The organism is Bordetella sp. MIP270_01_BMS (genome assembly GCF_054958705.1).
In genome coordinates this window covers 3,553,318-3,577,293 of sequence record NZ_CM143297.1, presented here as the reverse complement: position 1 = coordinate 3,577,293, position 23,976 = coordinate 3,553,318, and the positions used below count along the sequence as shown (strand labels likewise).

Genomic DNA, 23,976 nt, shown 5'->3' with positions numbered 1-23,976 from the left:
ACCCGCCCCTAATGTGCAAAATGATATATTTACATTTCCGTAATACTTTTTTTGCATTACCGGATCTCCATGCGGCTGGCGCTCAGCATTCCCGAACTCGAAGCCGTGCTGCTGGTGGCCGAAACGCGCAACTTCCGCATGGCGGCCGAACGCGCCCACATTTCGCAGCCCGCGCTGAGCCGCCGCGTGCAAGCGGCAGAACACAAGCTGAACGCACGGCTGTTCGACCGCAACAAGCACAGCGTTTCGCTTACCGATGCGGGCGCCGAACTGGTACCCATTGCGCAACGCATGCTGTCCGAGTTTCGCGATTCGCTCAGCGATCTTTCGGAGTTCATTGCGGGGCGCCGCGGCAGCGTCAACATCTGGGCCTTGCCCTCGGTAGCCGCGGCTCTGCTGCCCCCCGCCGCGCAGGCATTACAGATCTCGCACCCCCAGGTGCGGCTGATCATTCAGGCCGCCTCGGCCCGGCAGGTGACGCAAGCCGTGGCCGAAGGCAAGGCCGACCTGGGTATTTCGATTGAAATTTCCGGCCAGCCCGCCGAAGTCGCCTTCACGCCACTGCTGAAAGAGCCGTTCGTACTGATCTGCCCTGCAGACGACCCCTTGTCACGCAAGAAAAAAGCCGACTGGAGCGTATTCGCCAGCCGGCCCTTCATCGCCAGCGGCCCCGCCAGCAGCATACGTCTGGTCACCGACCGGATACTCGCCGCCGCGGGGCGGCTGCCCGATGCGCAGTACGTGGCCGACAATATCTCGGTTGTGGGAGCCATGGTGGCCGCGGGCGTGGGAGTGGCGGCCGTTCCGGAACTGGCGTTACGGCTGATGGACACCACGCGCCTGCGCAGCGTGGCCCTGCACTCGCCGAACGCCACACGCGAAATCGGCATTCTGGTCAGACGCGGGCGCTCGCTGTCGGCAGCAGTCCAGCGATTCATCGAAACGCTGCGGCAGGTCAGCGCAGGAGTCCCGGGCAAAACGCCCCGGCCGTGAGTCTACAAGGCCTCCAAAACGCGGCGGCCTTGAAAGCGCGCCGGCCTCGATGACCGGCGGATGCCCATTGCCGCATCAAGGCGCCGGCCGCCCCGCCTTCCAAGCCAGGCCCCACGCCAGCGCGGTCGGCACCCCGAACAACACCAGATGAATCGGCACTTCTTCCGCAAGGCTATACCCATGCGCAAGGCCGGTGTATAAATTCCAGGCACACAGGGCGAGCCATAGCGCAGTAAAGCAGGCTGCGGCCAACCTGCGCCGGCCGGCAGGCGCGCACCGGTAAAAGACATAGGCGACCACCACACCCACCGCAAGCAGAATTATCGTTCGCATATCGGCATCCCGTTGTTGATACATCCGGCCGAGCCTGGCCGGCGCGTGCGAGGCCGCACCGCCCCAGCCGCAAGCCGAAGCGCAACCGGCTTGCGGCGCCCCCGCCGCCTCTACTTGTACACGGTGTCGGTGCGCCTTCAACAGAGGGGAAACACCATGAGCCTGCAACCCCTGACCTCGGCGTCCTTCGTCATCCAGCTGCATACCTGGACCGCCATACTGGCTGTGATCGTGGGCGTGAGCGTGCTGCTGCGCAGAAAGGGCAATGTGGCGCACCGCTGGACAGGGAGAGCCTGGGTGGTGCTGATGCTGGCCGTCGTGCTTTCGTCTTTCTGGATCCACGAACTGCGCACGTGGGGTCCCTGGAGTCCCATCCACATTCTTTCGCTCGTGACCTTGTACCTGCTGGCCCGCGCGTGCATCGCCATCAGGCAACGCGACACGGCGCGTCATGCCGACCTGATGAAAACCGCCTATTTCCAGGCCTTGCTGCTGGCCGCCTTCTTTACATTCATGCCGGGGCGCATCATGCATGACGTCGTGTTCGGGCCGTCCCCCACCACATCCGGCGACACGGGCATGCCGCTGTGGATCTGGATAGTCGGCGCTGTGATCGTGGTGGCCGGCGGGCGCCCGGCGATGGCGCGGCTCAGGCGCCTGGGCAGAGCGCGCAAATCACCCGGAATCTGAAGTGCGGGGCTCGCAGCCCCGCGCCTGTGCCATGCTGTCGTCGCCAGGCGGCGCGACAGCGCCGCGGCGGCCTCGCGGAAGCGGTGGCCAGGGGCCGCTCGCGCGGCCCGGCCTCCCACTCAGGCCAGCACCGCCCGGGCACTGAGGTCGGCACCCACCGGCAGCCCGGCTTCGCTGTCACCCGCATCGTCGAACACGGAACGGTCGCCATGCTCGTCGGTCACGCGAGTGCGCAGCCCCATGCGCTCCATCAGGCCCAGCAGCGGCCAGGGCGGCAGTTCCTCGACGTTGGCCATGCGGCGCACGTCCCATGCACCATTGGCGATCAGCAGCGCCGCCGCCGCGGCAGGCACCCCGGCGGTATAGGAAATAGCCTGGCTTCCCACCTCACGATAGCAGCTGGCGTGGTCGCAGATGTTGTAGATGAAGACTTCGCGCTGCTTGCCGTCTTTCAGGCCCCTGACCCGGTCGCCGATGCAGGTATAGCCGTGATAGTTGGGCGCCAGCGAGGAAGGGTCGGGCAGCACGGCCTTCACCACCTGCAGCGGCACGACTTCGCCCCCGCCCGGCAGGCGCACCGGCTTCTCGGACAACAGCCCCAGCTTGTTCAGCACCGTAAACACGTTGATGTAGTGGTCCGAGAACCCCATCCAGAAACGGATGTCCGGCACATCCAGCAAACTCGACAACGAGTGCAGCTCATCGTGGCCGGTCAGGTAGGTGGTTTGCGAGCCCACCACCGGCAGGTCCCATTCCTTCTTCACTTCAAACATGCGGTTCGGCGTCCACTGCCGATTCTGCCAGGACCATACCGTGCCCGTGAACTCGCGGAAATTGATCTCCGGATCGAAGTTGGTGGCGAAATAGCGGTCGTGCTTGCCCGCATTGGTGTCGATGATGTCGATGGAATCCATCGTGTCGAAGAACTCGTCCTTGGCCAGGCGGGCATAGGCGTTCACCACGCCAGGGTCGAATCCGATGCCCAGCACCGCGGTCACGCCCGCCTTGGCACAGTCGTCGCGGCGGCGCCACTCGTGGTTGGCATACCACGGCGGCGTCTCGCAGATCTGGTCCGGGTCTTCGTGAATGGCGGTATCGATATAGGCGGCACCTGTCGCGATGCAGGCGGAAAGCACCGACATATTGATGAACGCCGAGCCGGCGTTGATCACGATCTGACTGCCGGTGGAACGAATCAGTTCCACGGTTGCCTGAACATCGAAGGCGTTCAGGCCGTGTGCCTGCAGCGTGCCCGGACGCTGCAGATTGCCCTTGGCGTGGATCGAATCGATGATCGCCTGACACTTGGCCGGAGTGCGCGACGCAATGTGTATTTCACCCAGCGCCACGTTGTTCTGGGCGCACTTGTGTGCCGCCACGTGGGCTACACCGCCGGCTCCAATGATGAGTACGTTTCTTTTCATCTTTCGCGCTCCATTCACGACAGAAGATTTGACGGAAGCTGCCAGCTGGGCTCAGGCGCCCAGGCTGTCGACGTAATCGTGATATCCGAACTCTCGGACGACGCGCACGCTGCCATCCAGTTCCTTGATTGCAATGGATGGCATGTGCACGCCGTTGAACCAGTTCTTCTTCACCATGGTGTAGCCGGCGGCATCGCGCAACGACACTCTAGAACCCGGCACCAAGGGCTCCGGGAAATCAAACTCTCCGAATACATCGCCGGCCAGGCAGGTGTTGCCGCACAACAGATATCGGTGCGGGCCGGTATTGGGTTCCACCCGGGCGCTCAAGCGGTAGATCAACAGGTCCAGCATGTGTGCTTCCGTCGCGCTGTCGACCACCGCGATCTGCTTGCCGTTGAACTGCGTGTCCAGCACCGTGACCTCGAGGGTGGCGCTGTCTTGCACCACGGCTTCGCCCGGCTCGAGATATACCTGCACGCCGTAGCGTTTCGAGAACGCGCACAGGCGTTTCGCCAGGTCCTGCAAGGGGTAGCCAGGCGCCGTGAAGTGGATTCCGCCACCCAGGCTGATCCACTGCACCCGCTCGAACAAGTGGCCGAAGCGTTCCGCGGCATGGGTCAGCAGTTCGTCGAAGCGGCCGAAATCGCGGTTTTCACAGTTGTTGTGAATCATGAAGCCGTCAAGGCCGGCGACCACCGATGCGATCCGATCGGGATCCGGCTCACCAAGCCGGCTGTACGGGCGCGCGGGATCGGCCAGGTCGTAGGCGGCGGCGCTCATGGAGGGATTCAGCCGCAGGCCGCAGGGAATCCCTTTCGCCTGGGCCTGGTACCGCTGCAGTTGCGAGACCGAGTTGAAAATGATCTTGTCGGCGTAGTTCACCGCTTGCGGAATGTCCGCATCAGACCAGGCCACGCTGTACGCATGCGTTTCGCCGCCAAATTTCTCGCGTCCCAGCCTCAGCTCATACAACGACGACGAGGTGGTTCCGTCCAGGTACTCTCGCATGAAGTCGAATACCGGCCACGTGGCAAAGCACTTCAGCGCCAGCAGGATCTTGGCGCCGGAAAGCTCGCGCAATTGCGCCGCTGCCTGCAGGTTGCGCTGCAAGGCGGCTTTATCGATAAGGTAGTAAGGCGTACGGATCATCAATAGCTATGCGTGCAAAAGTAATCGGCTCGCGCTCGCGCAAGCAATCAACAGAACGTGTGGCAGGCACCATGGGGCGCCGCGGGGTGCTGCGTGGAAATAGGCTGCCGCCTGTGCGTTGCGCGGCCCGAGGCCGCAAGGCCCGGAGCGCGCGGAAAGGGCTCCGGCCGCACCAGGCTAGATCGGCATTCGCTCGCGATAGTTCTGGCTGTTCGGCAGGGCCTGCTGGCCCCGGCGTTGCCACGCTGGCATGCGGACGGCTGCGCGCGACTGCGCCGCGCCGTGCGCAGGACTGACGGTAAGATTCAAGCGCGCAGCGCGGGTGTGCACCACGGAATGTCGCGTATAGCGACGGAAATATTCTTCCGTTTGGGAGGTGTTCAGGGCAACTGAGACGATCCCCAATTGGAAGAGGGCGTCGGCAGACATGGCGTCCTCCCCAACCAGTAGACAAAAGGCCTCGCGGGCGCGGGAAGCACGAAGCCTATCGCAAAGCGCCATTTCTTGCAATCGCGCGCCCGCGCGATCTGCGCGGAACGGCTGCGAATATGCGGCAATAGTACGCAATTTTCCAGCTGCCGGCCGTCGCGACGCGTGCCCGTTCATCCAGACTCGTCGCCGCCGGGCTCGAGACGCAGCTTGTGCAGAATGCGATGAACCACCGGCGCGAAGATCACGCTGAAGGCGGCCAGGAAAAACAGGCTGGCATACAGCCCGAAGGCGGCGGCGAAGACGCGTCCCGCAAAGCTGTCCGGCAGTTCCATCAGGCCGAAGCCGCTCAATATATGCATGGCGTGCAACAGTGCGTCGGCGAAACCGTGGGCCTCGAAGACCATGAAACCGGCGGCTCCGGCCAGCGCCGACAGGGCAAACAGTGCCACGACGCAGGCGGCGTGCGCCAGCAGTCGCCTCGCAAAGCGCCCTGCCGTCAACAGCCGATCTGATCCATGCTCGTACATAATGCGGCGAAGGATAGCCCAATCGCCGCGTAAATCAAGGCCACGCACGGAGCCGCAGAAACAGGCACCGCAACCGCAACCCGCATTCGCCAATTATTCAATAATTGTTGTACTATTGAATAATGAACGAATCGCAGGCAATCTCCGCTCTTGCCGGGCTGGCCCACCCACAACGCCTGCGCGCGTTTCGCGCCCTCGTGGTGGCCGGCCTGCCCGGCCTGACACCCAGCCTGCTCGCCGATCAGTTGGGCATTGCCCGCAATGCGCTCTCATTTCATCTGAAAGAGCTTGCACATGCGAACCTGGTCACGGTTGAGCAGAACGGCCGCAACCTGATTTATCGGGCCGATTTCACCCGCATGAATGGCTTGCTCGGCTACCTGACGGAACACTGTTGCCAGGGTGCGCCGTGCGATCTTGCGGGCGCGCGGCCAGCCGGGCCGGGTGGTCCATAAGCCCTGCCGTGAGCGCGTTGCATCGCCGGCCATCCGCGGCCCGTCGCATGCGCACGCGACCGCTGGCCGACTGAACCTTTGTCCATGTCCCTTCCGAAATCCCCATGACCACCATCACCATCTATCACAACCCCGCATGCGGCACGTCCCGCAATGTGCTGGGGCTGATCCGAAACAGCGGCGCAGAGCCGACCATCATCGAATACCTGCAGACCCCGCCCGACGCCGTCACGCTCAAATCCCTGATTCGGGACATGGGTATGCCGGCACGCGAGCTGATCAGGCAGAAAGAGCCGCAATACGGCGAGCTGGGCCTTTCTTCGCCCGACTGGACCGACGATCAACTGATCGACATTATGGTCCGGCATCCGGCGCTGATAAACCGTCCCATCGTGGTCACGCCATTGGGCACCCGCCTGTGCCGCCCGTCCGAGCTTGTGCTGGACATCCTGCCGCAACCGCAGCGTGGTGCATACGCGAAGGAAGACGGCACCCCGGTGATCGATGCGGAGGGCCGTCGTGTCTGACGTCTGCGCCGACCTTCCGAACATCGAGCCATCGCTGTTCCGGCGGCTCGACACCGCCCCGCTCCAACCGCCGCCGCAGCGGCCATTACACGCGCCGCGCTTCCTGCTGCTGTATGGGTCGCTGCGCGAGCGCTCGTACAGCCGCCTGGCCGCAGAAGAAGCGGCGCGCGTGCTGCGGGCGCTGGGCGGCGAAACCCGCCTGTTCAACCCATCCGGTCTTCCATTGGTGGATGACGCCACCGAAGACCATCCCAAAGTCCGCGAGCTGCGTGACCTGGTCCAATGGGCTGAAGGCATGGTGTGGAGTTCACCAGAGCGTCATGGTGCAATGACCGGACTCATGAAGACCCAGATCGACTGGATCCCGCTGTCGGTCGGTGCCGTGCGTCCGACACAGGGCAAGACGCTCGCTGTGATGCAAGTCTCCGGCGGGTCGCAATCCTTCAACGCGGTGAACCAGATGCGCATCCTCGGCCGCTGGATGCGCATGCTCACCATCCCCAATCAGTCTTCAGTGGCCAAGGCCTATCAGGAATTCGACGATGCGGGCCGCATGAAGCCCTCCGCCTACTACGACCGGCTCGTCGACGTCATGGAAGAACTCATGAAGTTCACCCTGCTTACACGCGATCTCGGGCCATACCTGCTGGACCGCTACAGCGAGCGCAAAGAAAGCTCGGCCCAACTGTCGGCCAGAGTGAGCCAGCAGGCCATCTGAGCGTGTACGCAGCAGGGCACGCCCGACCTGATGGGCGGCAGCCCGCCGCTGAGCCGGGCATGCGCACCGGGGTTCCAGGCGGCCGCCGGCCATTGCATGCCTGCCAGACCGGCATGGGCCTGCGCGCCCCGTCCCATGGCCTTCATCCTGCAGCGCTGCGGCAAGCCGAGCGCAAGCCGCCAGCCCATGGTGAAATATGACCCCACGCGGGCCGCCGGTTCTGATGTGTTTTCCGGTCGGCACCGCGTATCGTTCTGCGCACAGCGGCGCCGGCCGGCCCGCCGCGCCGGGCCCACTCCAAGAAATGAATGGCATCCATGGACATTAGCGTGACTCGAACGGCTTCCCGCGCCAGGCTGGCAATCATGGCAGCCATGCCCCAAGAGCTCGAGGGACTGGTGCAGGCCATGGGCGATACATTGACTGTCCAGCGTGTAGCGATGCGCGATTTCTATCTGGGCGTCATCGCGGGCCAGCCTTGCGTGGTCGTGTTGAGCCGCATCGGCAAGGTCGCGGCCGCGGCCACCACGGCCATCCTCATAGAAAAATTCGGCGCCGCCGCGATTGTCTTTGCCGGATTGGCCGGCGGGATCCACCGCTCGGTGCAGATCGGGGACGTCGTTGTCGCCAGCAGCCTCATGCAGCACGACCTGGATGCGCGCCCGCTGTTTGCCCGTTACGAGGTACCGATGCTGGGCCTTGCCCGGTTCGAGCCCGACGAGGCGCTCAGTCTGGCGGTGTTCGAACACACGCAGACCTATCTGCAAGGCTTGTCCGCCTTGGATGGGCAGCAAGCTGCTGAGGCCGTGCCACCCACGTCGCCTGTGCCCGCCGCAGAGCGTGACGAAAGTGTGGCACCGCGCCGGGCTCCCCGGGCGCACCGGGGACCGATTGCAACAGGCGATATTTTCGTGCACGAAGCCGAAGTGGGATCCGCGCTGCAGCACCGCCTGCCCGACGTGCTTTGCGTGGAAATGGAAGGCGCCGCGATGGCGCAGGTCTGCTACGAGTTCGGCGTTCCGTACGCAGTGATGCGGGTGATTTCCGATCACGCCGACCCCGGAGCGAAAGCCCAATTCACAGACTTTCTTGAACGCAAAGCGGGGCTTTACACCTGCGGCGTACTGTTGCGCTTGCTGGCCAGCCGCGCCACCGCGGCAGCCCTGCCCATCGGTTAGCGCCAGGCGTCACCATGTTGCATTGGCCGTTCTGACCGCCCAGCAGCCACGCCGCCCCTGTCCGGTGGCATCCCGCGCCATGGCACTTGCCCCGCGGGTCAATGCGACGTGCTGCATGAGCCTGACGTAGGTGGGCCAGGCTGGCCGGCGCACCCGGCTCGCCCGACCCGCCGCTCAGGCAGCGCCCGGGCGCCATCCAAGAGGCGCCATCTCGAAACTGCCGAACTCGAAGCCGGGCGCCACCGTGCAACCTACCAGGGCGTAACGCCCCAGCGGCCGGGCCGCCTGCCAGAAATCCGCCGGAACTACCGCTTGCGGACGTTCTCCGTTCGCGATATCGGTGCCCAGCGTGACTTCCCGGATATCCACGCCGTTCGACACGCTGAGCAGCAAGGGGTCGCCAGCGTAGAAATGCCATACCTCGGCGGCGTCGCGCACGCGGTGCCAGTGAGATTGATCACCGGCGGCCAACAGGTAGTAGATCGCCGTCGATCGGGCGCGCGCCGCGCCCTGGGCATCGCGAAACGTCTCGACGAACCAGCCCCCTTCCGGATGACGCTGCATGCCCAGGGTTTCGATGATTTCACTGACGTCTGAGTCCATGTGCGCCCGGCCCGAAGACCATGCCTGAAGAAAGGGTTGCGAGGCCCGCCGCACGGGCAGGCCGTGGGCCAGGAACCATCATCGCCGCGGCGGCTCGGTGACGAAAAATCGTATCACGGCCAGGGCCGTCATCATGCGCGCGCCTGCCGCCGCGCGGAGTCTTCCGGCCGGTGCAGGCACGCGCCCTGCCAATCGCGCGGCGCCAGCATCAATTCGGCGGATGCGGCCTGCTGCGTCAGGTGCAATGCTTCGACGACATGCCGGCACGCCGATCTCACCGCTTGCGGCAGCGTCGAGCCCTGGAGCCAGTGCCCGGCAAGGGTCGCGCAGAACAAATCGCCCGTACCCTTGGGCGCGACATCGACGCGGGCATGCCGGATCAGCTCGGCGTGCTCGCGCGTGACCAGCATCACCTGCATCTCGTCCGCGGCGCAGGCTGCGGGCGCCGCACTGGTGACCGCGACCCACCGGGTGCGCCCCACCAGCAATGTGCGTGCAGCGGCGATCACGCTGTCGGCGTCGTCCACCGGCCGGCCCGTCAGCAGCTCGAGCTCGAAGCCGTTGGGGGTAATGCCGTCGGCCAACGGCAGCAGGTCGCGGCGATAGGCATCGACCAGCCCGGCATCCACATAAAGCCCGCAGTCCCGATCGCCCAGCACGGGGTCCATCACGATGCGCAGCGCCGCGTCGTGCCTGGACAACTGGCGTGCCCATTGTGCCAACGCGTCGGCCTGAAGCGGCGAGCCCAGGTATCCCGTCAAAATGGCACGCAGCCCGGCCGTGGCGCCGCGCGCGACCAGATCGCGCAAGTAGCCTTCGAACCAGTCGACAGGCAAGGCCCCGCCATGAATCGTCGGGTAGTGCGGGGTGTTGCTGAACACCACCGTCGGCACAGCGGCCACGGTGAACCCCATGGACTCCAGGGCGGGCACCGCCACGTTGTTGCCGACGCGGCCGTAAACCACCTGCGATTGCACAGACACTACATCAATAGGCAACGGATTCATGGCCGCCTCCGGCGTAACCCCGATGGCGGCCCGCCAGCCGGCTCATCCGAGGAAGCCCAGACGACCCGGCTGCGGCCGGCCAGTGCGTCCTGCGGGGTGGCAGTCAACTGCGGGTCGTGCCCAGGCGAGCCCGACATATTCAATCGCGAACGACGCGTGTCACGGCGCGCCCGCATCAGGCTTTGCAACACCAGCTGGCGGATGGCAATGGCAGTTCTCATGATGCAGTCCCGGTCGGCGCGTGGACCTCGGTGGGCCAGTAGTGGCTGTCGGGCAGCGGCCTCGCGCCGAAAATGGCCTGCCCGACCCGCACCACCGTGGCGCCCTCTTCTACGGCAATCTCGAAATCGCCCGACATGCCCATCGACAATTCGTCCAGTTCGACACCCGCCGGCGCCGTTTGCCGACACTGATCACGCAGCTCACGCAGCAGCACGAAACACTGGCGCACCCGATGGGCTTCGGCCGAGAAAAGCGCCAGCGTCATCAGGCCGCGCACGCGCAACGCAGAAAACGCGGGCATCCGAGCCAGGAACTGCTGCGCGTCTTCTGGCGCCAGGCCGTACTTGCTGGCCTCGCCGGACGTATTGATCTGCACATACACATCCAGTCCGCGGCCTTCGGCCTGCAGGCGCCGGTCCAGCGCCTCGGCCACGCGCAGGCTGTCCAGTGCCTGAAATTCACTGGCGAAGCGCGCCACCAGTCTGGCCTTGTTGGTCTGCAGGTGGCCTATGACGGACCAGCGCAGTTCGGGCAAGTCTTGCAGGGCTTCCCATTTGGCATGCGCCTCCTGAACCTTGTTCTCGCCCATGACGCGGCATCCGGCTGCATAGGCCAGACGCAGGGTGGACGCGGGTTTGGTCTTGCTGACCGGCAGCAGCCGCACGCCAGCGGGATCGCGCCCCGCCCGCGCGCACGCGGCGTCGATGCGCGCCCGAACGGCGGCGATGTTGTGCCGGAAGTCGTCCACCGTGGCCGCCTGCGGATACCGGCCATGCTGCTCGTGCCGCGTCTGGGTGATTGCTGCTTCCAACATGAGTGTGCGTTCCTGATCCGGGCATGGGGTTTGACGTCCCCCGACAACTGATTTATATACCCGTATTGGCCGGAATTACCCTACCACTTTCTCAAAAGTCACCAGACCAATTGTTCAGACACGCCCAACTTGAGACGGTAAAGGCCTGGATAAGCGACCCCGCCTACCGGGCGTTGGCGCTGCACGTGCGCATCCAGCGCGCCTTGCGGCAATTGATCCTGGACGGCACTCTCGATGTGGGCCGCGCGCTGCCGCCCACGCGTGGACTGGCCCAGTCGCTGGGCGTATCCCGTGACACCGTCGAAGCCGCCTACGGTCAACTGCATGCCGAAGGGTTCATACACCGGCGGGTGGGCAGCGGCAGTTTTGTATCCGAGCAGGTCCAGCAACTGCCCGGCCGTGGCCTGGTGCGCCGCCAGGCCGTGCGCGAGCCGGCCCTGCGCCTGAGCCAGCGCGGGCAGGCGACGCTGGCGGCAGGCGGGGTGCGCGAGTTCATGACGCCCCGCGCCTTCGCTCCGGGAGTCCCCGAAACCCGCAACTTTCCGCTTCAAACCTGGGAACGGCTGCAGCGACAGGCACTCAAGGAATACGGTACCCAGGCGCTGCTGCACAGTCCGCCGCAGGGTATGGAGCCCTTGCGGCGGGCCATTGCCGACTACGTCAACCTGGAACGCGGTGCGCGGGCCACGCCCGACCGGGTGCTGATTCTGACCAGTTCTCAACAGGCTTTGACACTGTGCGCCAACGTACTGCTCGATGCGGGCGAGCGCATCTATATCGAAGACCCGGCTTACGCGGGCGCACGCAAGGCATTCGAGGCCGCGGGCCTGAGCTGCGTGCCCGTACCGGTCGACATCGACGGCATGCAGGTGGAGTTTCTGCGAGGCGGCCAGTCGGCCCGGGCCGTGTTCCTGACACCTTCGCACCAGTTCCCCACCGGCGCCACACTGACCCTGGATCGGCGCCTGGCCGTCATCGAATGGGCGCAGCGCGAGCAGGCCTGGATCATCGAAGACGACTATGACAGCGAATTCCGCTATGCCGGCAAGCCCGTGGCCTGTGTGCAGGGCCTCGATCTGAACGAGCGGACCATCTACATCGGCACATTCGCCAAGTCGCTTTTTCCCGGCCTGCGCATCGGCTACATGGTGCTGCCGCCGCAGCTTGTGCAACCCATGACAGTCGCCCGCACGCTGCTGGACGGGCACAGCGCCCCCATCCCCCAGCTCACCTTGGCGCGCTTTATCGACGGCGGGCATTTCGGTGCCCATATCCGCACCATGCGCACGCTGTATGCCGAGCGCCGGGACGTACTGGCCAGGCTAGTAGGCCAGTACTTGCCGGAGTTCCTCGACCCTCGCGTGCCGGCCGGCGGCATGCAGCTGCCCTGCCTGTTCACCAAGAATCTGCCGGAGAGCGCAGCGGTCGCCGCCGCGCGCAGGGCCGGCATCGACCTGCTGGGCCTGACGGCCCTGTATACGTCAAAGAACCACCGCGCGGGATTCCTGATGGGCTTTGCCGCGCATACGCCTGGAGAAATGGAAGCCGCGGTGAAGAAGCTGTCGCAGGTATTGCACACGCTCTGAACCTTAATCCCCCGCAGACGCCAGCCGCTCGGTCATAGGGAAAGCATCGACGAAATTCCGGAAACACTCCAGGAACGCTGCCTCGGCCGGTGAACGCTGAGCGTCACGGTGCCATAGCAGATGTAGCTCAACGCCGCATACGCCCTCCCCGGGCGGAAGGCGCCACAGACGGCCCGCCTCAATGTCGGCACGGACACTATGCTCAGGCAGGCATCCGATTCCGAATCCCGCTATCAACAGGCGTTTGACCTCGTCGTGCTGGGAGGACGCCGCGACGATACGGCCGGAGAAGCCGCGCTGATCGCGGAAAATGGTCAGGGGCGAAAGACTATCGCCCAAAGCGTCGCTGGCAAAAGACACGAAGTTCTCGCCCAGCAACTCGTCCATGCGAACATCATGACGGCCAAACAACGCGTGGTTGCGACCGCAGAACAGCGCGTAGCGTTGTTGCAGAAACACTTTGTTTTCCAGGCGTTTGGGAATCTGTCTGCAGAGCGCAATGCCGGCAGTGGCGGCTCGCTGCTGCATGAGCATGACGATCTCGCTGCTCGGCAACACGTCTAGCTGCACGTCGATGCGTGGGTATCCGCGATGGAAATGCGCCCAGAATTCGTCATAGACCGCTGAATGAATCCGGCTGGCCACCAGCAGATGCACGCGCCCCATCGCTTCGGCCTTTGTCTGCGAGACGTCGGTCAGAAGCTGCGACACATTCCCATGGATGGCCTCCGCCGCGCGGCGCACCTCCTCCCCGGCGGCGGTGATGGTGAAAGCCAGGTTGTGCCTTTCGATCAGGCGCCGCTCCAGTTGATCTTCCAGGCGCTTGAGCGCTTGGCTCACGGCCGATTGAGTCAGGTGCAGCTTGGCAGCGGCGGCGCTGATGCTGCGCTCTTGCACGATGACGAGAAAGGTCCGCAGCAAGTTCCAGTCGAGGCGAGAGCGGCTGCGGGCATCATGAGGCGAGGGCGGATTCATAGGACATTATTTTAAATTAAGTCTTTGATTAGCAAACATAAATTGACCTTATACCCCGGCGGGAGCGATAAAACGGCTTCGAACAACAAGTCCACTCAAGGAGCAATCCATGGCCGCTCCCGCCAGCGCTGCTGTGGCCCGCCAGCCCGTCCGCGCCGCAACCGCCGCATTCGTCGGAACCACTATCGAGTGGTATGACTTCTACATCTACGCCACCGCGGCGGCGCTCGTCTTCGGCAAAGTCTTTTTCCCGAACACAGATCCTTTCATCAGCACGATGGCGTCGTTCGGCACCTTCGCCGCCGGTTTCCTGGCGCGGCCGTTGGGCGGCGTCATCTTCGGCCACCTGGGCGACCGGGTGGGACGCAAGAAGGCCCTGATGGCGACGTTGGTCATCATGGGCGTGGCCACGGTCGGCATCGGCCTGCTGCCCAGCTATGCCACCGCCGGCCTGTGGGCCCCCGCCCTGCTCCTGCTTCTGCGCCTGGCCCAGGGCCTGGCCGTGGGCGGCGAATGGGGCGGCGCGGTGCTGATGGCGGGCGAACACGCTTCGCAGCGGCGCCGCACGTTCGCCGCGTCCTTCGCCCAACTGGGGAGTCCGGCGGGCCTGATCCTGTCGCTCATGGCCTTCCGCCTGCTGGCCGAGCTGGACGAGCAGGACTTCGTCAATTGGGGCTGGCGTATCCCCTTCCTCGTCAGCGCCGTGCTGCTGTTAGTGGGGTATTTCATCCGGGTCGGCGTCAACGAGTCGCCCGATTTCGCGCAGGTGCTGCAACGCCAGGAACGCGCTGAAGTGCCGGCCAAGGAAGTACTGCGCACCGCGTGGCGCACCGTACTCCTGTGCATGGGTGTATGCACGGTCGCCATCGGCGGGATCTACTTCACCAACACGTTCATGCTGTCGTACACCACCCAGACCCTGGGGCTGAGCCGCGCGCTGATTCTGGATTGCCTCTTCGTGGTGGCGATCATCCAGTTCCTGGTCCAGCCGCTGGCTGCCTGGCTGGCTGATTCGTTGGGCGCCGCCCGCGTATTGATTACCGCCGCATTCTGCTCGGTGCTGGCACCCTATCCGATGTTCACGCTGGTCACGCGGGGCGACGCCGTCAGTATCGTGGCTGGAATATCCATCGTGCTGGTCTTCATGGCGGCCATCTATTCGGCGATGGCCGGCTACATCAGCTCGGCGTTTGCCACGCACGTCCGCTACTCCGGCATCTCGCTCTCTTACCAGCTGTGCGGCGCCGTCGCCGGCGGCCTTACCCCCTTGATCGGCACCTGGCTGACCTATCACTACCCGGGCCAATGGCTGCCGCTGGCGATCTTCTATTCCACCCTGTCTGCAATCACGCTGGTCTCGATCTGCGCCCTGGCCATCCACAAGCGCCGCCGTGGACAGATCACACAGCACGCCGCCAGCGCCATGGCGAGCTGAACTGGCGCTCTTTGATTAAGGAACCTACGATGACTCAAACCGCGATCCCGTCTGCACTCACCGAGGAGCAGACCCGCCGCATCCTCAAGGCGGTAGACGACCAGTTCGACGCACAACTGGCATTCACGCAGGATCTGGTCCGCTTCCCCTCGCTTCGGGAACAGGAACACACCGCGCAAGACTTCCTGTTCGAAGCAATGCGCAACCGGGGCTTCGGAATGGACCGATGGAAGATCGATGTCAAGGACATCGAATCGCATCCCGGCTTTGGCCCGGTCACCGTTTCATATGAAAACGCCTTCAACGTCGTCGGCACGTACCGGCCGGAGCAGCAGACCGGCCGCTCTCTCATCCTGAACGGCCATATCGATGTCGTACCCACTGGGCCAACAGACATGTGGAGCCGTTCGCCGTGGGATCCTGCCATCATCGATGGGTGGATGTACGGCCGCGGAGCGGCGGACATGAAAGCCGGGCTGGCTGCCAACCTGTTTGCCTACGATGCGGTCCGTGCGGCGGGCTACGCGCCGGCAGCGCCGATCCACTTCCAATCTGTCGTAGAGGAAGAGTGCACCGGCAACGGCGCGTTGGCAGCCCTGCTGCGAGGCTACCAGGCCGATGCGGTGATCATTCCCGAGCCCGAAGAGAACATGCTGGTGCGCGCCAACGTGGGCGTGCTGTGGTTCAAGGTGCGCGTGCAGGGCCATCCGACACACACTCGCGAAATGGCCAACGGCTTCAATGCCATCGACGCCGCCTACGCAACCATAGAGGCGCTGCGCCGCATCGAGGTCAAGTGGAACGGGCAGCACCATTGCCACCGCCATTTCGAGCACCTGGACCACCCGATCAACTTTAATATCGGCAAGATCGAAGGCGGAGACTGGCCCTCAACCGTGCCGCCGTGGTGCGAGTTCGACGTGCGAGCCGCCATCTACCCCGGCACGACCGCTGATGAGGCCCGCGCGGAAATCGATGCCTGCCTGCGCGAGGCGGTGTCCGACCCCAGGCTGGGCGGCACGCCGCCGGCAGTGACGTACACCGGCTTCTACGCCGAGGGCTACGTGCTGGAAGAAGGCAGCGATGCCGAGAACACGCTGCGTGCATGCCATAAGCAGGCCTTCCAGAGTGAGCTCGAGAGCTTCACCACGCCAGGCTATCTGGACGCGCGCGTCTTCGTGATCTACGGCAACATGCCCACGCTCGTCTATGGCCCGAAGTCGCTCGACATACACGGCTTTGATGAGCGGGTACACGTGGAATCGGTTCGCCTCATCACTAAGACCATTGCGCTCTTCATTGCGCAATGGTGCGGAATCCATGAAGAACGGTCATCGACGTGAAACTGAGCCCACGGGCGCGGAAAGTGGAAGAGGGGCGTGCAGAGAGAAATGGAGCGGGTGATGGGAATCGAACCCACGCTTGAGGCTTGGGAAGCCGCCGTTCTACCATTGAACTACACCCGCTCGGGTGTCGTGCCACGCCATGGGCGCGGCAGAGAGGGAGGATTATAGCCAGGTTTCGCGGCACGGTTTTGCGGAACGCTCAAGAAGCGTTCCGCAACCCGGGAGCATGCCGTAAGCCCAGGCGGGCTCAGTTCCCCTTGATACCGGCGGCCTTCACTACCTTGCCCCAGCGGTCGTATTCTTGCTGGGTGTATTCGCCCAGCTTGGCCGGCCCCATGAACTCGGCCTCGGCGCCCTGCTCGGCAGCCTTGGCCCGGAACGCATCGGTCTTCATGATGCCTTCAATGGTGCCGGACAGCTTGTCGACCACGGCCTGAGGCGTGCCGGCAGGCGCGTACATGGCGAACCATGAAGACACCAGCAGGTCGGGGAAGCCCGCCTCGGCCGCCGTGGGCACATCGGGCAGGGAATCCAGGCGGTTGGGCCCGGTCACGGCCAGGGCGCGCAACTTGCCCGCCTTGATGTGGGGAATCAGGGGCGGCGGCGTGGTCACCGTCATGTCCACCGCGCCGCCCAGCAGGTCGGTCAGGGCCGGGCCGGTGCCCTTGTAAGGAATGTGCGTGATCTGGATGTCTGCCATCTGCTTCAGCAGTTCTGTGGCCACGTGCTGCAAGGCCCCGTTGCCCGACGAGGCGTAGTTCAGCTTGTCAGGGTTCGCCTTGGCGTACTCCACCAGTTCCTTCAGCGTGTTCACGGGCAGGCTGGGACGCACCACGATGACTTGCGGTGCCGACAGGATGTTCGCGATGGGCGCGAAATCCTTGATCGGGTCCCATCCCTGGGGCGGCTGCACGTGGGGTGAAATGGCGTTGTAGCCGGAGTACTGCAGCAAAAGCGTGTAGCCGTCGGGCTTGGCTTTCGCCACGGCTTGCGAGGCGATGGCGCCCGAGGCACCCGGCTTGTTTTCGACCACCACGCTCTGCCCCAGCGCCTCGCCCAGCGGCTGGGCGATCAGGCGCGCCGACAAATCGGTCGTTCCGCCGGGCGCCGCCGGCACCAGCAGCGTGATCGGTCGCTCGGGATAATCAGCCAGGGCAATGGCCGGACTGGCCGCCACCGCCAGAAGGGCGGCGGCAAGGCCTGCGCGCAAGGGCGAGGTCAAAAAGGGAATACGCATGGATGTCTCCTGGGGACTTGTTATGGATACCGATCTGCAACGCCTGTGATTACCCGGGTCAGGCCACCCCGAACCGCTCGGCCAGCCACGCGGGCGGCTCATGGGTTGCCAGCCGATGGCCTGCGGCCAGCAGCGGAGGATTGAATTCGCGCTGCACCAGACGCGGCAGCCCGCGCACGACGTTGAGCAGGGGTTGCAGGGCCACGCCAGTCTGCACACCCATGCACTCGAACATGTGCACCAGCTCTTCGGTGTTGACATTGCCGCTTGCGCCCGGTGCAAACGGGCAGCCACCTAGCCCGCCCGCCGCGGCGTCGAAACGCGTCACGCCGGTTTGCCAGGCGGCCACCGCATTGGCCAGCGCCATCCCGCGCGTGTTGTGCAGGTGCACGGTGATCGGCAGCCCCGGCAACGCTTCGGCGGCCTGCACGCACAGCTCCGCCACCTGGGTCGGATAGGCCATGCCGGTGGTGTCGCACAGGGTGATGCCCGTTGCGCCCTCTTCGGCCAGCCGCGTCGCCAACCGCAGCACCTCATCGGCCGGCACATCGCCATCGAAGGGGCAGCCAAAGGCGGTGGACAGCGACACGTTGCATGGCAGCCTTGCGGCCTGGGCCGCGCGCAGTATATTGACCAGCTCGGCCAGCGACTGCTCGCGCGTCATGCGCAGGTTGGCTCGGTTGTGGGTCTCGCTCGACGACATCACGAGATTCAGTTCGTCGGTGCCCACTTCCAACGCCCGTTCCAGGCCGCGGATGTTCGGCACCAGCGCGGTATAGATAACCTCTGGCCGGCGCTGGATGCGCCGCATGACTTCCTGGGCATCGGCCAGCGCCGGAATGGCCTTGGGCGATGTGAAGCTGGTGACTTCGATACGCGCGAATCCACAGGCCGACAGGGCGTCAACGAAGGCCACCTTGTCATCGGTGGCGACAAAGGCTTTTTCGATCTGCAGGCCGTCGCGCGGGCCGACCTCGTTGATCTCGATACGGGCGGGGCCGTTTTTCATGCAATGACTCCACGGGCGCGCAGTTGCGCGCGTTGTTCTTCCGGCATGCCTGCGGCGGCCAGCACGGTATCGGTATGCTCGCCCAGCGTGGGCGCGCGGTCGTGTATTGCGCCCGGGTTGGAGGACAGCAGGGGGAACACCGCAGGCATTTCCACGCGCACGCCACTGGCTCCCTCGATCTCGACGATGGCATTGCGAGCCCGATAGTGCGGGTCGCGCGCAATGTCGGCCACGTTGTAGATGCGCCCGCTCGGCACACCGGCTTCGCGCATGGCATCCAGCACTTCGTCAATGGTGCGCACAGCGGTCCAGGCACCGATCGCCCCGTCGATTTCTTCCACCCGCGCGGCTCGGCCGTCGTTGTGCGCCAACGCGGGATCGCGGCCCAGATCGTCACGGCCGATGCAGGCCATCAACCTTTGGTAGATCGTATCGCCATTGCCCGCGATGAGTACGTAGCCGTCCTGGCAACGGTAGGCATTGGACGGGGCGATGCCAGGCAGCGACGCGCCCGAAGGCTCACGCACCACGCCAAAAGCCGTGTATTCAGGCAGCAGGCTTTCGGTCAGGTTGAACAGGCTCTCGTACAGGGCGGCGTCAATGACCTGCCCTTCGCCGCCCCGGGCATCGCGCTGATACAGGGCCAGCAACACGCCCAGCGCGCCATGCAGCCCGGCAATGGTGTCGCCCAGCGACAGGCCGCCGCGCACGGGCGCCCGGCCCGGCTCGCCGTTCAGGTATCGCAAGCCGGCCATGGCCTCGCCGATGGCTGCGAAGCCGGGTTCGCGCGCCTTGGGGCCCGTCTGGCCATATCCCGAAATGCGCAGCATGATCAGGCGTGGATTGAGCTCGTGCAGCGCTTCCCATGACAGGCCCCACTTTTCAAGGGTGCCCGGACGGAAGTTCTCGATCAGGACGTCAGCCTGGCTGGCGAGCAGGCGGATGATGTCCTGCCCTTCCTGCTGACGCAGGTCGACGCACACAGACTGCTTGTTGCGCGACTGGGCCTCCCACCAGACCGAAGTGCCTTCGTGCAAGAGCCGCCATTTGCGCAGCGGGTCGCCCTGCCCGGGAGGTTCGATCTTCACCACCTGCGCGCCGAAATCGGCCAGTGTCTTGGCCGCGAAAGGTCCCGCGATCAATTGGCCCAATTCAAGTACGCGTATGCCGGCGAGTATCTGCCCTGCCATTGCTGCTCCAGCCGTCTTGTGAAAATCAGGCGGATAGTGTGCGGGAAACCGGGCCGCCCCCGGAATGCTTATTGCGGGAAACGGGGGTTCGCCAAACGCGAAAGCCCCACGATCAGCGCTGATCGCCCCGCAAATGGGCCAGCAATAGTCTTGCAGCCACGGTCATTGTGTCGATGTCGCGCATGCCCAGCAACAACCAGCGCCGCGCCCACTCGTCGGCAAGCGGTATCAATCGGATCGACATCGAGCGCGCATGCGGCTCGGCGGCCAGTCGCGGCAGGACCCCCACGCCGCCCGTGGCAACCACCATGCGGCACATGGCGTCGAAGCTGCGCACCTGGATGCGCAAGCGCATGGCCTTGCCCAGATGAACGCATTCTTCATTCAGGCGACTCGCCAGCGAGGTAGCCGGCGGAAGGCTGACGTAGGCGTAGTCCAGCGTGTCCGCAAAAGAAACTCGCGACAGGCTGGCAAGGGGATGACGCTGCGGCGCAATCAGCACCAGGTCGTCAGAGCGATAGGGAACCGTCAGCAGGCCCTCGGCTGGCGTACGGTCGGCGAACACGCCGATATCCGCGCGGTTCTCCAGCACGGCGGTAACGATTTCGGTGCTGTTCAGTTCTTCGAGGTCGACACGCACTGCCGGGTGCGCATCCATGAAGGCAGCCAGGTCCTCGGGCAGAAATTGCGTCAGGGCCGAAGTATTGGCGGCTATGCGCACCTGCCCCCTCACCCCCTGCGCGAAATCCGACAGCGTGCCGGCCATCTGTTCCAGTTCTTGCAACACCCGAAGCGCGTGGGCCAGGCAGGCCTGGCCGGCGTCGGTCAGTTCCACCCCGGCCGTATTCCGGTAAAGCAAGGGCGTGCCCAGCGCCGATTCCAGGTCCGAAATGCGCTTGCTGGCGGCGCCCACGGCCAGATGCGACTGGCGGGCGCCAGCCGATATACTGCCGGCGCGCGCAACGGCGACAAACAGTGCAAGTGTGGTCAGGTCGAATCGCGCGAAGTTCATGCGCCAGATGCTACCCCACAAGCGGGCACCGGCATGACGCCCTCGCCGGACGGAATTGCCCACCGGCACGCCCCGCCTAGGGGCAAGCCTGCCGCATCGACCATGTAAGAGCGAGTTGAACCGCGCCGGTACCGCCTCGCGCCTGCGCCGCAGCTCGATCGGGGCACCATGGCGGGGGCCGCGCCACATCCGCCATACTGTCCACCCCGGCCCCGTCTCCAGCGCCACCGCGTCCGCCGGCCCACTACAATCCAGCTTATGAACACGAATACCCCCGAATCCCCGGACGCCGCCATGCCGGCGCCCCTGTCGGACGCCACCCAGGCGGCATTGCAACCTGCTGCGCAGGCGCCACACAGCCCCGGCGCGACCCATATCCGCAGTTTCGTCCACCGCCGTGGCCATATCACCCAAGGCCAGCGCGAGGCGCTGGAACAGCTACTGGGGAAATGGTCGATTCCCTATGCCGATCGCCGGCTGGACCTTGCCGCCGCCTTCGGTCGTGATGCGCCCACTGTGCTGGAGATCGGCTTCGGCATGGGCGAGACCACCCAGAAGATCGCCCAGGCGCGCCCTGATGACAACTTCCTGGGCGTAGAGGTGTTCAACGCGGGCGTGGGCTCGTTATTGCGGCGCATCGAAGAATCCGGCCTGACCAACCTGCGTATCGTGCAGCACGACGCGGTCGAGGTCGTGCGCGACATGATCGCCCCGGATACCCTGGCCGGCGTGCATATCTATTTTCCCGATCCGTGGCCAAAAAAGCGCCATCACAAGCGTCGGTTGATCCAGCCGCCGTTCGTGTCGCTGCTGGCCAGCCGCATCAAGCCGGGCGGCTACCTGCACTGCGCCACCGACTGGCAGGAATACGCCGTGCAGATGCTCGAAGTCCTGGGCGCCGAGCCGCAGCTGCGCAATACCGCCACCGATTACGCACCGCGCCCCGACTACCGGCCGCAGACCAAGTTCGAAACGCGCGGCCTGCGCCTGGGCCACGGCGTATGGGACCTCATCTTCCAAAGGACGGCATAGCCATGCTGTACCCCGCCATCGAGCCGTACCGCCACGGCATGCTGGACACTGGCGACGGCCACCAGGTCTATTGGGAACTTTGCGGCAACCCGCAAGGCAAACCCGCCGTCTTCCTTCATGGCGGGCCAGGCAGCGGATGCTCGCCGGTTCATCGTCAGTTGTTCGACCCGCAGCGCTACAACGTACTGCTGTTCGACCAGCGCGGTTGCGGCCGTTCGACGCCGCACGCCAGCCTCGAGAACAACACCACCTGGCACCTGGTCGCCGACATCGAGCGGCTGCGCGCCGAAGTCATGCAGGCGCCGCGCTGGCTGGTGTTTGGCGGATCATGGGGGTCCACCCTGGCGCTGGCCTATGCCCAGACGCATCCCGCCCATGTCAGCGAACTGATATTGCGCGGCATCTTCGCCCTGCGCCGCGCCGAACTGCAATGGTTCTACCAGGAAGGCGCGTCCTGGCTGTTCCCCGATCAATGGGAAGCCTACGTCGCCCCCATTCCCGTCGATGAACGCGGCGACCTGATCGCCGCCTACCACAAGCGCCTGACCAGCCCCGACCCTGCCGAGCAGCTGCGTGCCGCCAAGGCCTGGAGCAAATGGGAAGACAGCACCATCACCTTGCTGCCCAGCCCGCGCCACCAGCAGAGCCACGCCGCGGATCGCGCCGCGCTGGCCTTCGCGCGCATCGAGAATCACTATTTCGTCAATGGCGGCTTCATGGAAGAAGGCCAATTGATCCGCGACGCGCACAAGCTGCACGGTATCCCGGGCACCATCGTGCAAGGCCGCTACGACATCTGCACGCCGGCGCGTACCGCCTGGGACCTGCACCGCGCCTGGCCGCAAGCCAGCTTTCACCTGGTTCCGGACGCGGGCCATGCCTTCGACGAACCGGGCACGCTGGCAAGGTTGATCGAGGCCACCGACGCCTACGCCGCACAGTAAGGAAACCATCATGCACATTACGCTCAACGGACAAGCGCGCGAATTTCCCCTGGACTCCACCGTATCCGAACTGCTCCAGACCCTGGGGTACGCGGGCAAGCGCGTGGCGGTCGAACGCAATGGCGAGATCGTGCCCAAAAGCCAGCACAGCGCGACCACCCTGCGCGATGGCGACCATGTCGAAATCGTCGTCGCGGTGGGCGGCGGCTGAGCCCCACAACACAATGTGATATTTATCAACGGTGCGCTACCCACAGCCCTTTGCGCCTCGCACACGCGCTTGCCCGTAGTACCCTGACGCCTGTGTTTGAAGCCGGCGCGCGGCCCGCAGCCTCGCCCCGGCCCACAACCAGGAGTCGCTGCATGCCCCCCAAAGCCCTGTCCGGAACCTTCCCCGGCCGGCCTTTCGGATCGCTACTGTTTCGTATGGCTGGCGCCGCAAGTCGCGCCACGGGCCACGCCGCCGGGCACCTCGCCCGGCATTCGTGGGTCGCCGAACGCATTGTCTTCCTGCGTGCGTGGCGCGCCAATCCCAAAGCCATCGGCGCCATCTGGCCCTCCAGCCCTCGCCTGGCTGCCGCGATCACCCTGGGCATCGACGCATCGTCGGGGCCATGCCTGGAACTCGGTGCCGGCACGGGCGCCTTTACGCGAGCGCTGGTGGCGCGCGGCCTGCACCCCCACCAGCTCACGCTCGTCGAAATGGACGAGCAGCTGGCCAACCGATTGCGCCATGATTTCCCCTCGGCCTATGTGCACCAGGGCGATGCAGCAAAGCTCCAGGGCGAGCCCCTGTTCATCGACGGCCTTGCCGGCGTAGCGGTCTGCGGCCTGCCGCTGCTGAACATGCCCGTCAGGCAACAAATCAGCATCCTGCGCGGCACCTTCGCGCAGTTGCGTCCTGGGGCGGCCGTCCACCTTTTCACGTATGGGCCCCGTTGCCCCGTCCCGCGGCGCATCCTCGACCGGTTGGGCCTGCGAGCCTGCCGCACCGAGACCGTGTTCGCAAACGTCCCGCCCGCCCACGTGTGGAAACTGACTCGTCGCCCGACGCGATGGACGCATTAGCGCGGCGGACCGTTACATCTTGTCCATATTCAGCCCGGCACGCGACCCGTTATAGGACCATAATCCG

At 65.0% G+C, this 23,976-nt stretch carries 25 protein-coding genes and 1 tRNA gene; 13 read left to right on the top strand and 13 right to left on the bottom strand.

The window, feature by feature from the left end; translation table 11 throughout:
• Positions 1-69: 69 nt before the first annotated feature.
• Together ACV17W_RS16820 and ACV17W_RS16815 are read left to right on the top strand one after the other, a co-directional pair.
• Entirely contained in the window at positions 70-993 is a 924-nt protein-coding gene (locus ACV17W_RS16820) for a LysR family transcriptional regulator (RefSeq protein WP_462593480.1), read from the top strand.
• A 489-nt stretch (positions 994-1,482) separates the two neighbouring features.
• Positions 1,483-2,016, top strand: a complete 534-nt coding sequence (locus tag ACV17W_RS16815) for a DUF2306 domain-containing protein (RefSeq protein WP_462593479.1) — start codon at positions 1,483-1,485, stop codon at positions 2,014-2,016.
• Between the two features lie 119 nt (positions 2,017-2,135).
• On the opposite strand, the gene ACV17W_RS16810 is transcribed toward ACV17W_RS16815, so the two are convergent.
• The 4 genes from ACV17W_RS16810 to ACV17W_RS16795 all read right to left on the bottom strand — a co-directional run bounded on the left by ACV17W_RS16810 (position 2,136) and on the right by ACV17W_RS16795 (position 5,473).
• A complete protein-coding gene (locus tag ACV17W_RS16810; protein WP_462593478.1) occupies positions 2,136-3,440 on the bottom strand; it encodes a saccharopine dehydrogenase family protein in 1,305 nt (434 codons plus the stop codon).
• Positions 3,441-3,491: 51 nt separating this feature from the next.
• The gene (locus ACV17W_RS16805; protein ID WP_462593476.1) at positions 3,492-4,592 is read right to left on the bottom strand and encodes a carboxynorspermidine decarboxylase; all 1,101 of its coding nucleotides are present in this window, start codon (positions 4,590-4,592) and stop codon (positions 3,492-3,494) included.
• Between the two features lie 177 nt (positions 4,593-4,769).
• Positions 4,770-5,021 carry a hypothetical protein gene (locus ACV17W_RS16800; protein ID WP_462593475.1) on the bottom strand — a complete coding sequence of 84 codons (252 nt, stop codon included), beginning with the start codon at positions 5,019-5,021 and terminating at the stop codon, positions 4,770-4,772.
• Between the two features lie 173 nt (positions 5,022-5,194).
• Positions 5,195-5,473, bottom strand: coding sequence for a hypothetical protein (locus ACV17W_RS16795; protein WP_462593474.1), 279 nt, complete (start codon positions 5,471-5,473; stop codon positions 5,195-5,197).
• Between the two features lie 200 nt (positions 5,474-5,673).
• On the opposite strand from ACV17W_RS16795, the gene ACV17W_RS16790 reads away from it, so the two are divergent.
• The 4 genes from ACV17W_RS16790 (at position 5,674) to ACV17W_RS16775 (ending at position 8,429) form a co-directional block, all read left to right on the top strand.
• On the top strand, positions 5,674-6,006 hold the full coding sequence (locus tag ACV17W_RS16790) for an ArsR/SmtB family transcription factor (RefSeq protein ID WP_462593473.1): 333 nt from the start codon (positions 5,674-5,676) through the stop codon (positions 6,004-6,006).
• Between the two features lie 104 nt (positions 6,007-6,110).
• The gene (arsC, locus tag ACV17W_RS16785; protein WP_462593472.1) at positions 6,111-6,533 is read left to right on the top strand and encodes an arsenate reductase (glutaredoxin); all 423 of its coding nucleotides are present in this window, start codon (positions 6,111-6,113) and stop codon (positions 6,531-6,533) included.
• On the top strand, positions 6,526-7,251 hold the full coding sequence (arsH, locus tag ACV17W_RS16780; protein ID WP_462593471.1) for an arsenical resistance protein ArsH: 726 nt from the start codon (positions 6,526-6,528) through the stop codon (positions 7,249-7,251). Before arsC ends, arsH begins: the two co-directional genes overlap by 8 nt.
• Before the next feature lie 365 nt (positions 7,252-7,616).
• On the top strand, positions 7,617-8,429 hold the full coding sequence (locus tag ACV17W_RS16775) for a 5'-methylthioadenosine/adenosylhomocysteine nucleosidase (RefSeq protein ID WP_462593470.1): 813 nt from the start codon (positions 7,617-7,619) through the stop codon (positions 8,427-8,429).
• 174 nt (positions 8,430-8,603) lie between these two features.
• Here the strand turns inward: ACV17W_RS16775 and ACV17W_RS16770 are convergent, their stop codons facing one another.
• From ACV17W_RS16770 to ACV17W_RS16760, 3 genes are all read right to left on the bottom strand, one after another.
• Positions 8,604-9,032, bottom strand: a complete 429-nt coding sequence (locus ACV17W_RS16770) for a cupin domain-containing protein (RefSeq protein WP_462593469.1) — start codon at positions 9,030-9,032, stop codon at positions 8,604-8,606.
• A 131-nt stretch (positions 9,033-9,163) separates the two neighbouring features.
• Positions 9,164-10,039 (bottom strand): pyridoxine/pyridoxal/pyridoxamine kinase, encoded by an 876-nt coding sequence (gene pdxK / locus ACV17W_RS16765; RefSeq protein WP_462593468.1) that lies wholly within the window; start codon positions 10,037-10,039, stop codon positions 9,164-9,166.
• Between the two features lie 217 nt (positions 10,040-10,256).
• Positions 10,257-11,075 carry a YggS family pyridoxal phosphate-dependent enzyme gene (locus ACV17W_RS16760; protein ID WP_462593467.1) on the bottom strand — a complete coding sequence of 273 codons (819 nt, stop codon included), beginning with the start codon at positions 11,073-11,075 and terminating at the stop codon, positions 10,257-10,259.
• A gap of 110 nt (positions 11,076-11,185) precedes the next feature.
• Here ACV17W_RS16760 and pdxR point away from each other — a divergent pair, with 110 nt between their 5' ends.
• The gene (gene pdxR, locus ACV17W_RS16755; RefSeq protein ID WP_462593466.1) at positions 11,186-12,661 is read left to right on the top strand and encodes a MocR-like pyridoxine biosynthesis transcription factor PdxR; all 1,476 of its coding nucleotides are present in this window, start codon (positions 11,186-11,188) and stop codon (positions 12,659-12,661) included.
• 3 nt (positions 12,662-12,664) lie between these two features.
• Here the strand turns inward: pdxR and ACV17W_RS16750 are convergent, their stop codons facing one another.
• On the bottom strand, positions 12,665-13,636 hold the full coding sequence (locus tag ACV17W_RS16750; protein ID WP_462593465.1) for a LysR family transcriptional regulator: 972 nt from the start codon (positions 13,634-13,636) through the stop codon (positions 12,665-12,667).
• Between the two features lie 109 nt (positions 13,637-13,745).
• Between ACV17W_RS16750 and ACV17W_RS16745 the strand changes: the two genes are divergently transcribed.
• Together ACV17W_RS16745 and ACV17W_RS16740 are read left to right on the top strand one after the other, a co-directional pair.
• The gene (locus ACV17W_RS16745; protein WP_462593464.1) at positions 13,746-15,071 is read left to right on the top strand and encodes an MFS transporter; all 1,326 of its coding nucleotides are present in this window, start codon (positions 13,746-13,748) and stop codon (positions 15,069-15,071) included.
• A 29-nt stretch (positions 15,072-15,100) separates the two neighbouring features.
• Positions 15,101-16,414 carry an ArgE/DapE family deacylase gene (locus ACV17W_RS16740; RefSeq protein WP_462593463.1) on the top strand — a complete coding sequence of 438 codons (1,314 nt, stop codon included), beginning with the start codon at positions 15,101-15,103 and terminating at the stop codon, positions 16,412-16,414.
• A gap of 49 nt (positions 16,415-16,463) precedes the next feature.
• On the opposite strand, the gene ACV17W_RS16735 is transcribed toward ACV17W_RS16740, so the two are convergent.
• The 5 genes from ACV17W_RS16735 to ACV17W_RS16715 all read right to left on the bottom strand — a co-directional run bounded on the left by ACV17W_RS16735 (position 16,464) and on the right by ACV17W_RS16715 (position 20,865).
• Positions 16,464-16,537: transfer RNA gene (locus ACV17W_RS16735), tRNA-Gly, on the bottom strand.
• A 127-nt stretch (positions 16,538-16,664) separates the two neighbouring features.
• Complete coding sequence (locus tag ACV17W_RS16730) at positions 16,665-17,654, bottom strand: Bug family tripartite tricarboxylate transporter substrate binding protein (RefSeq protein ID WP_462593462.1); 990 nt, start codon at positions 17,652-17,654, stop codon at positions 16,665-16,667.
• 58 nt (positions 17,655-17,712) lie between these two features.
• A complete protein-coding gene (locus tag ACV17W_RS16725; protein WP_462593461.1) occupies positions 17,713-18,663 on the bottom strand; it encodes a hydroxymethylglutaryl-CoA lyase in 951 nt (316 codons plus the stop codon).
• Positions 18,660-19,853 carry a CaiB/BaiF CoA transferase family protein gene (locus tag ACV17W_RS16720; RefSeq protein ID WP_462593460.1) on the bottom strand — a complete coding sequence of 398 codons (1,194 nt, stop codon included), beginning with the start codon at positions 19,851-19,853 and terminating at the stop codon, positions 18,660-18,662. The genes ACV17W_RS16725 and ACV17W_RS16720 overlap by 4 nt, the downstream gene beginning before the upstream one ends.
• A gap of 112 nt (positions 19,854-19,965) precedes the next feature.
• Positions 19,966-20,865, bottom strand: coding sequence for a LysR family transcriptional regulator (locus tag ACV17W_RS16715; protein ID WP_462593459.1), 900 nt, complete (start codon positions 20,863-20,865; stop codon positions 19,966-19,968).
• 258 nt (positions 20,866-21,123) lie between these two features.
• On the opposite strand from ACV17W_RS16715, the gene trmB reads away from it, so the two are divergent.
• The 4 genes from trmB (at position 21,124) to ACV17W_RS16695 (ending at position 23,909) form a co-directional block, all read left to right on the top strand.
• The gene (gene trmB, locus ACV17W_RS16710; RefSeq protein ID WP_462593457.1) at positions 21,124-21,897 is read left to right on the top strand and encodes a tRNA (guanosine(46)-N7)-methyltransferase TrmB; all 774 of its coding nucleotides are present in this window, start codon (positions 21,124-21,126) and stop codon (positions 21,895-21,897) included.
• Between the two features lie 2 nt (positions 21,898-21,899).
• Entirely contained in the window at positions 21,900-22,841 is a 942-nt protein-coding gene (pip, locus tag ACV17W_RS16705) for a prolyl aminopeptidase (RefSeq protein ID WP_462593456.1), read from the top strand.
• Positions 22,842-22,851: 10 nt separating this feature from the next.
• Entirely contained in the window at positions 22,852-23,052 is a 201-nt protein-coding gene (gene thiS, locus ACV17W_RS16700) for a sulfur carrier protein ThiS (RefSeq protein ID WP_462593455.1), read from the top strand.
• Positions 23,053-23,204: 152 nt separating this feature from the next.
• Positions 23,205-23,909 (top strand): class I SAM-dependent methyltransferase, encoded by a 705-nt coding sequence (locus tag ACV17W_RS16695; protein ID WP_462593454.1) that lies wholly within the window; start codon positions 23,205-23,207, stop codon positions 23,907-23,909.
• Positions 23,910-23,976: the final 67 nt, after the last annotated feature.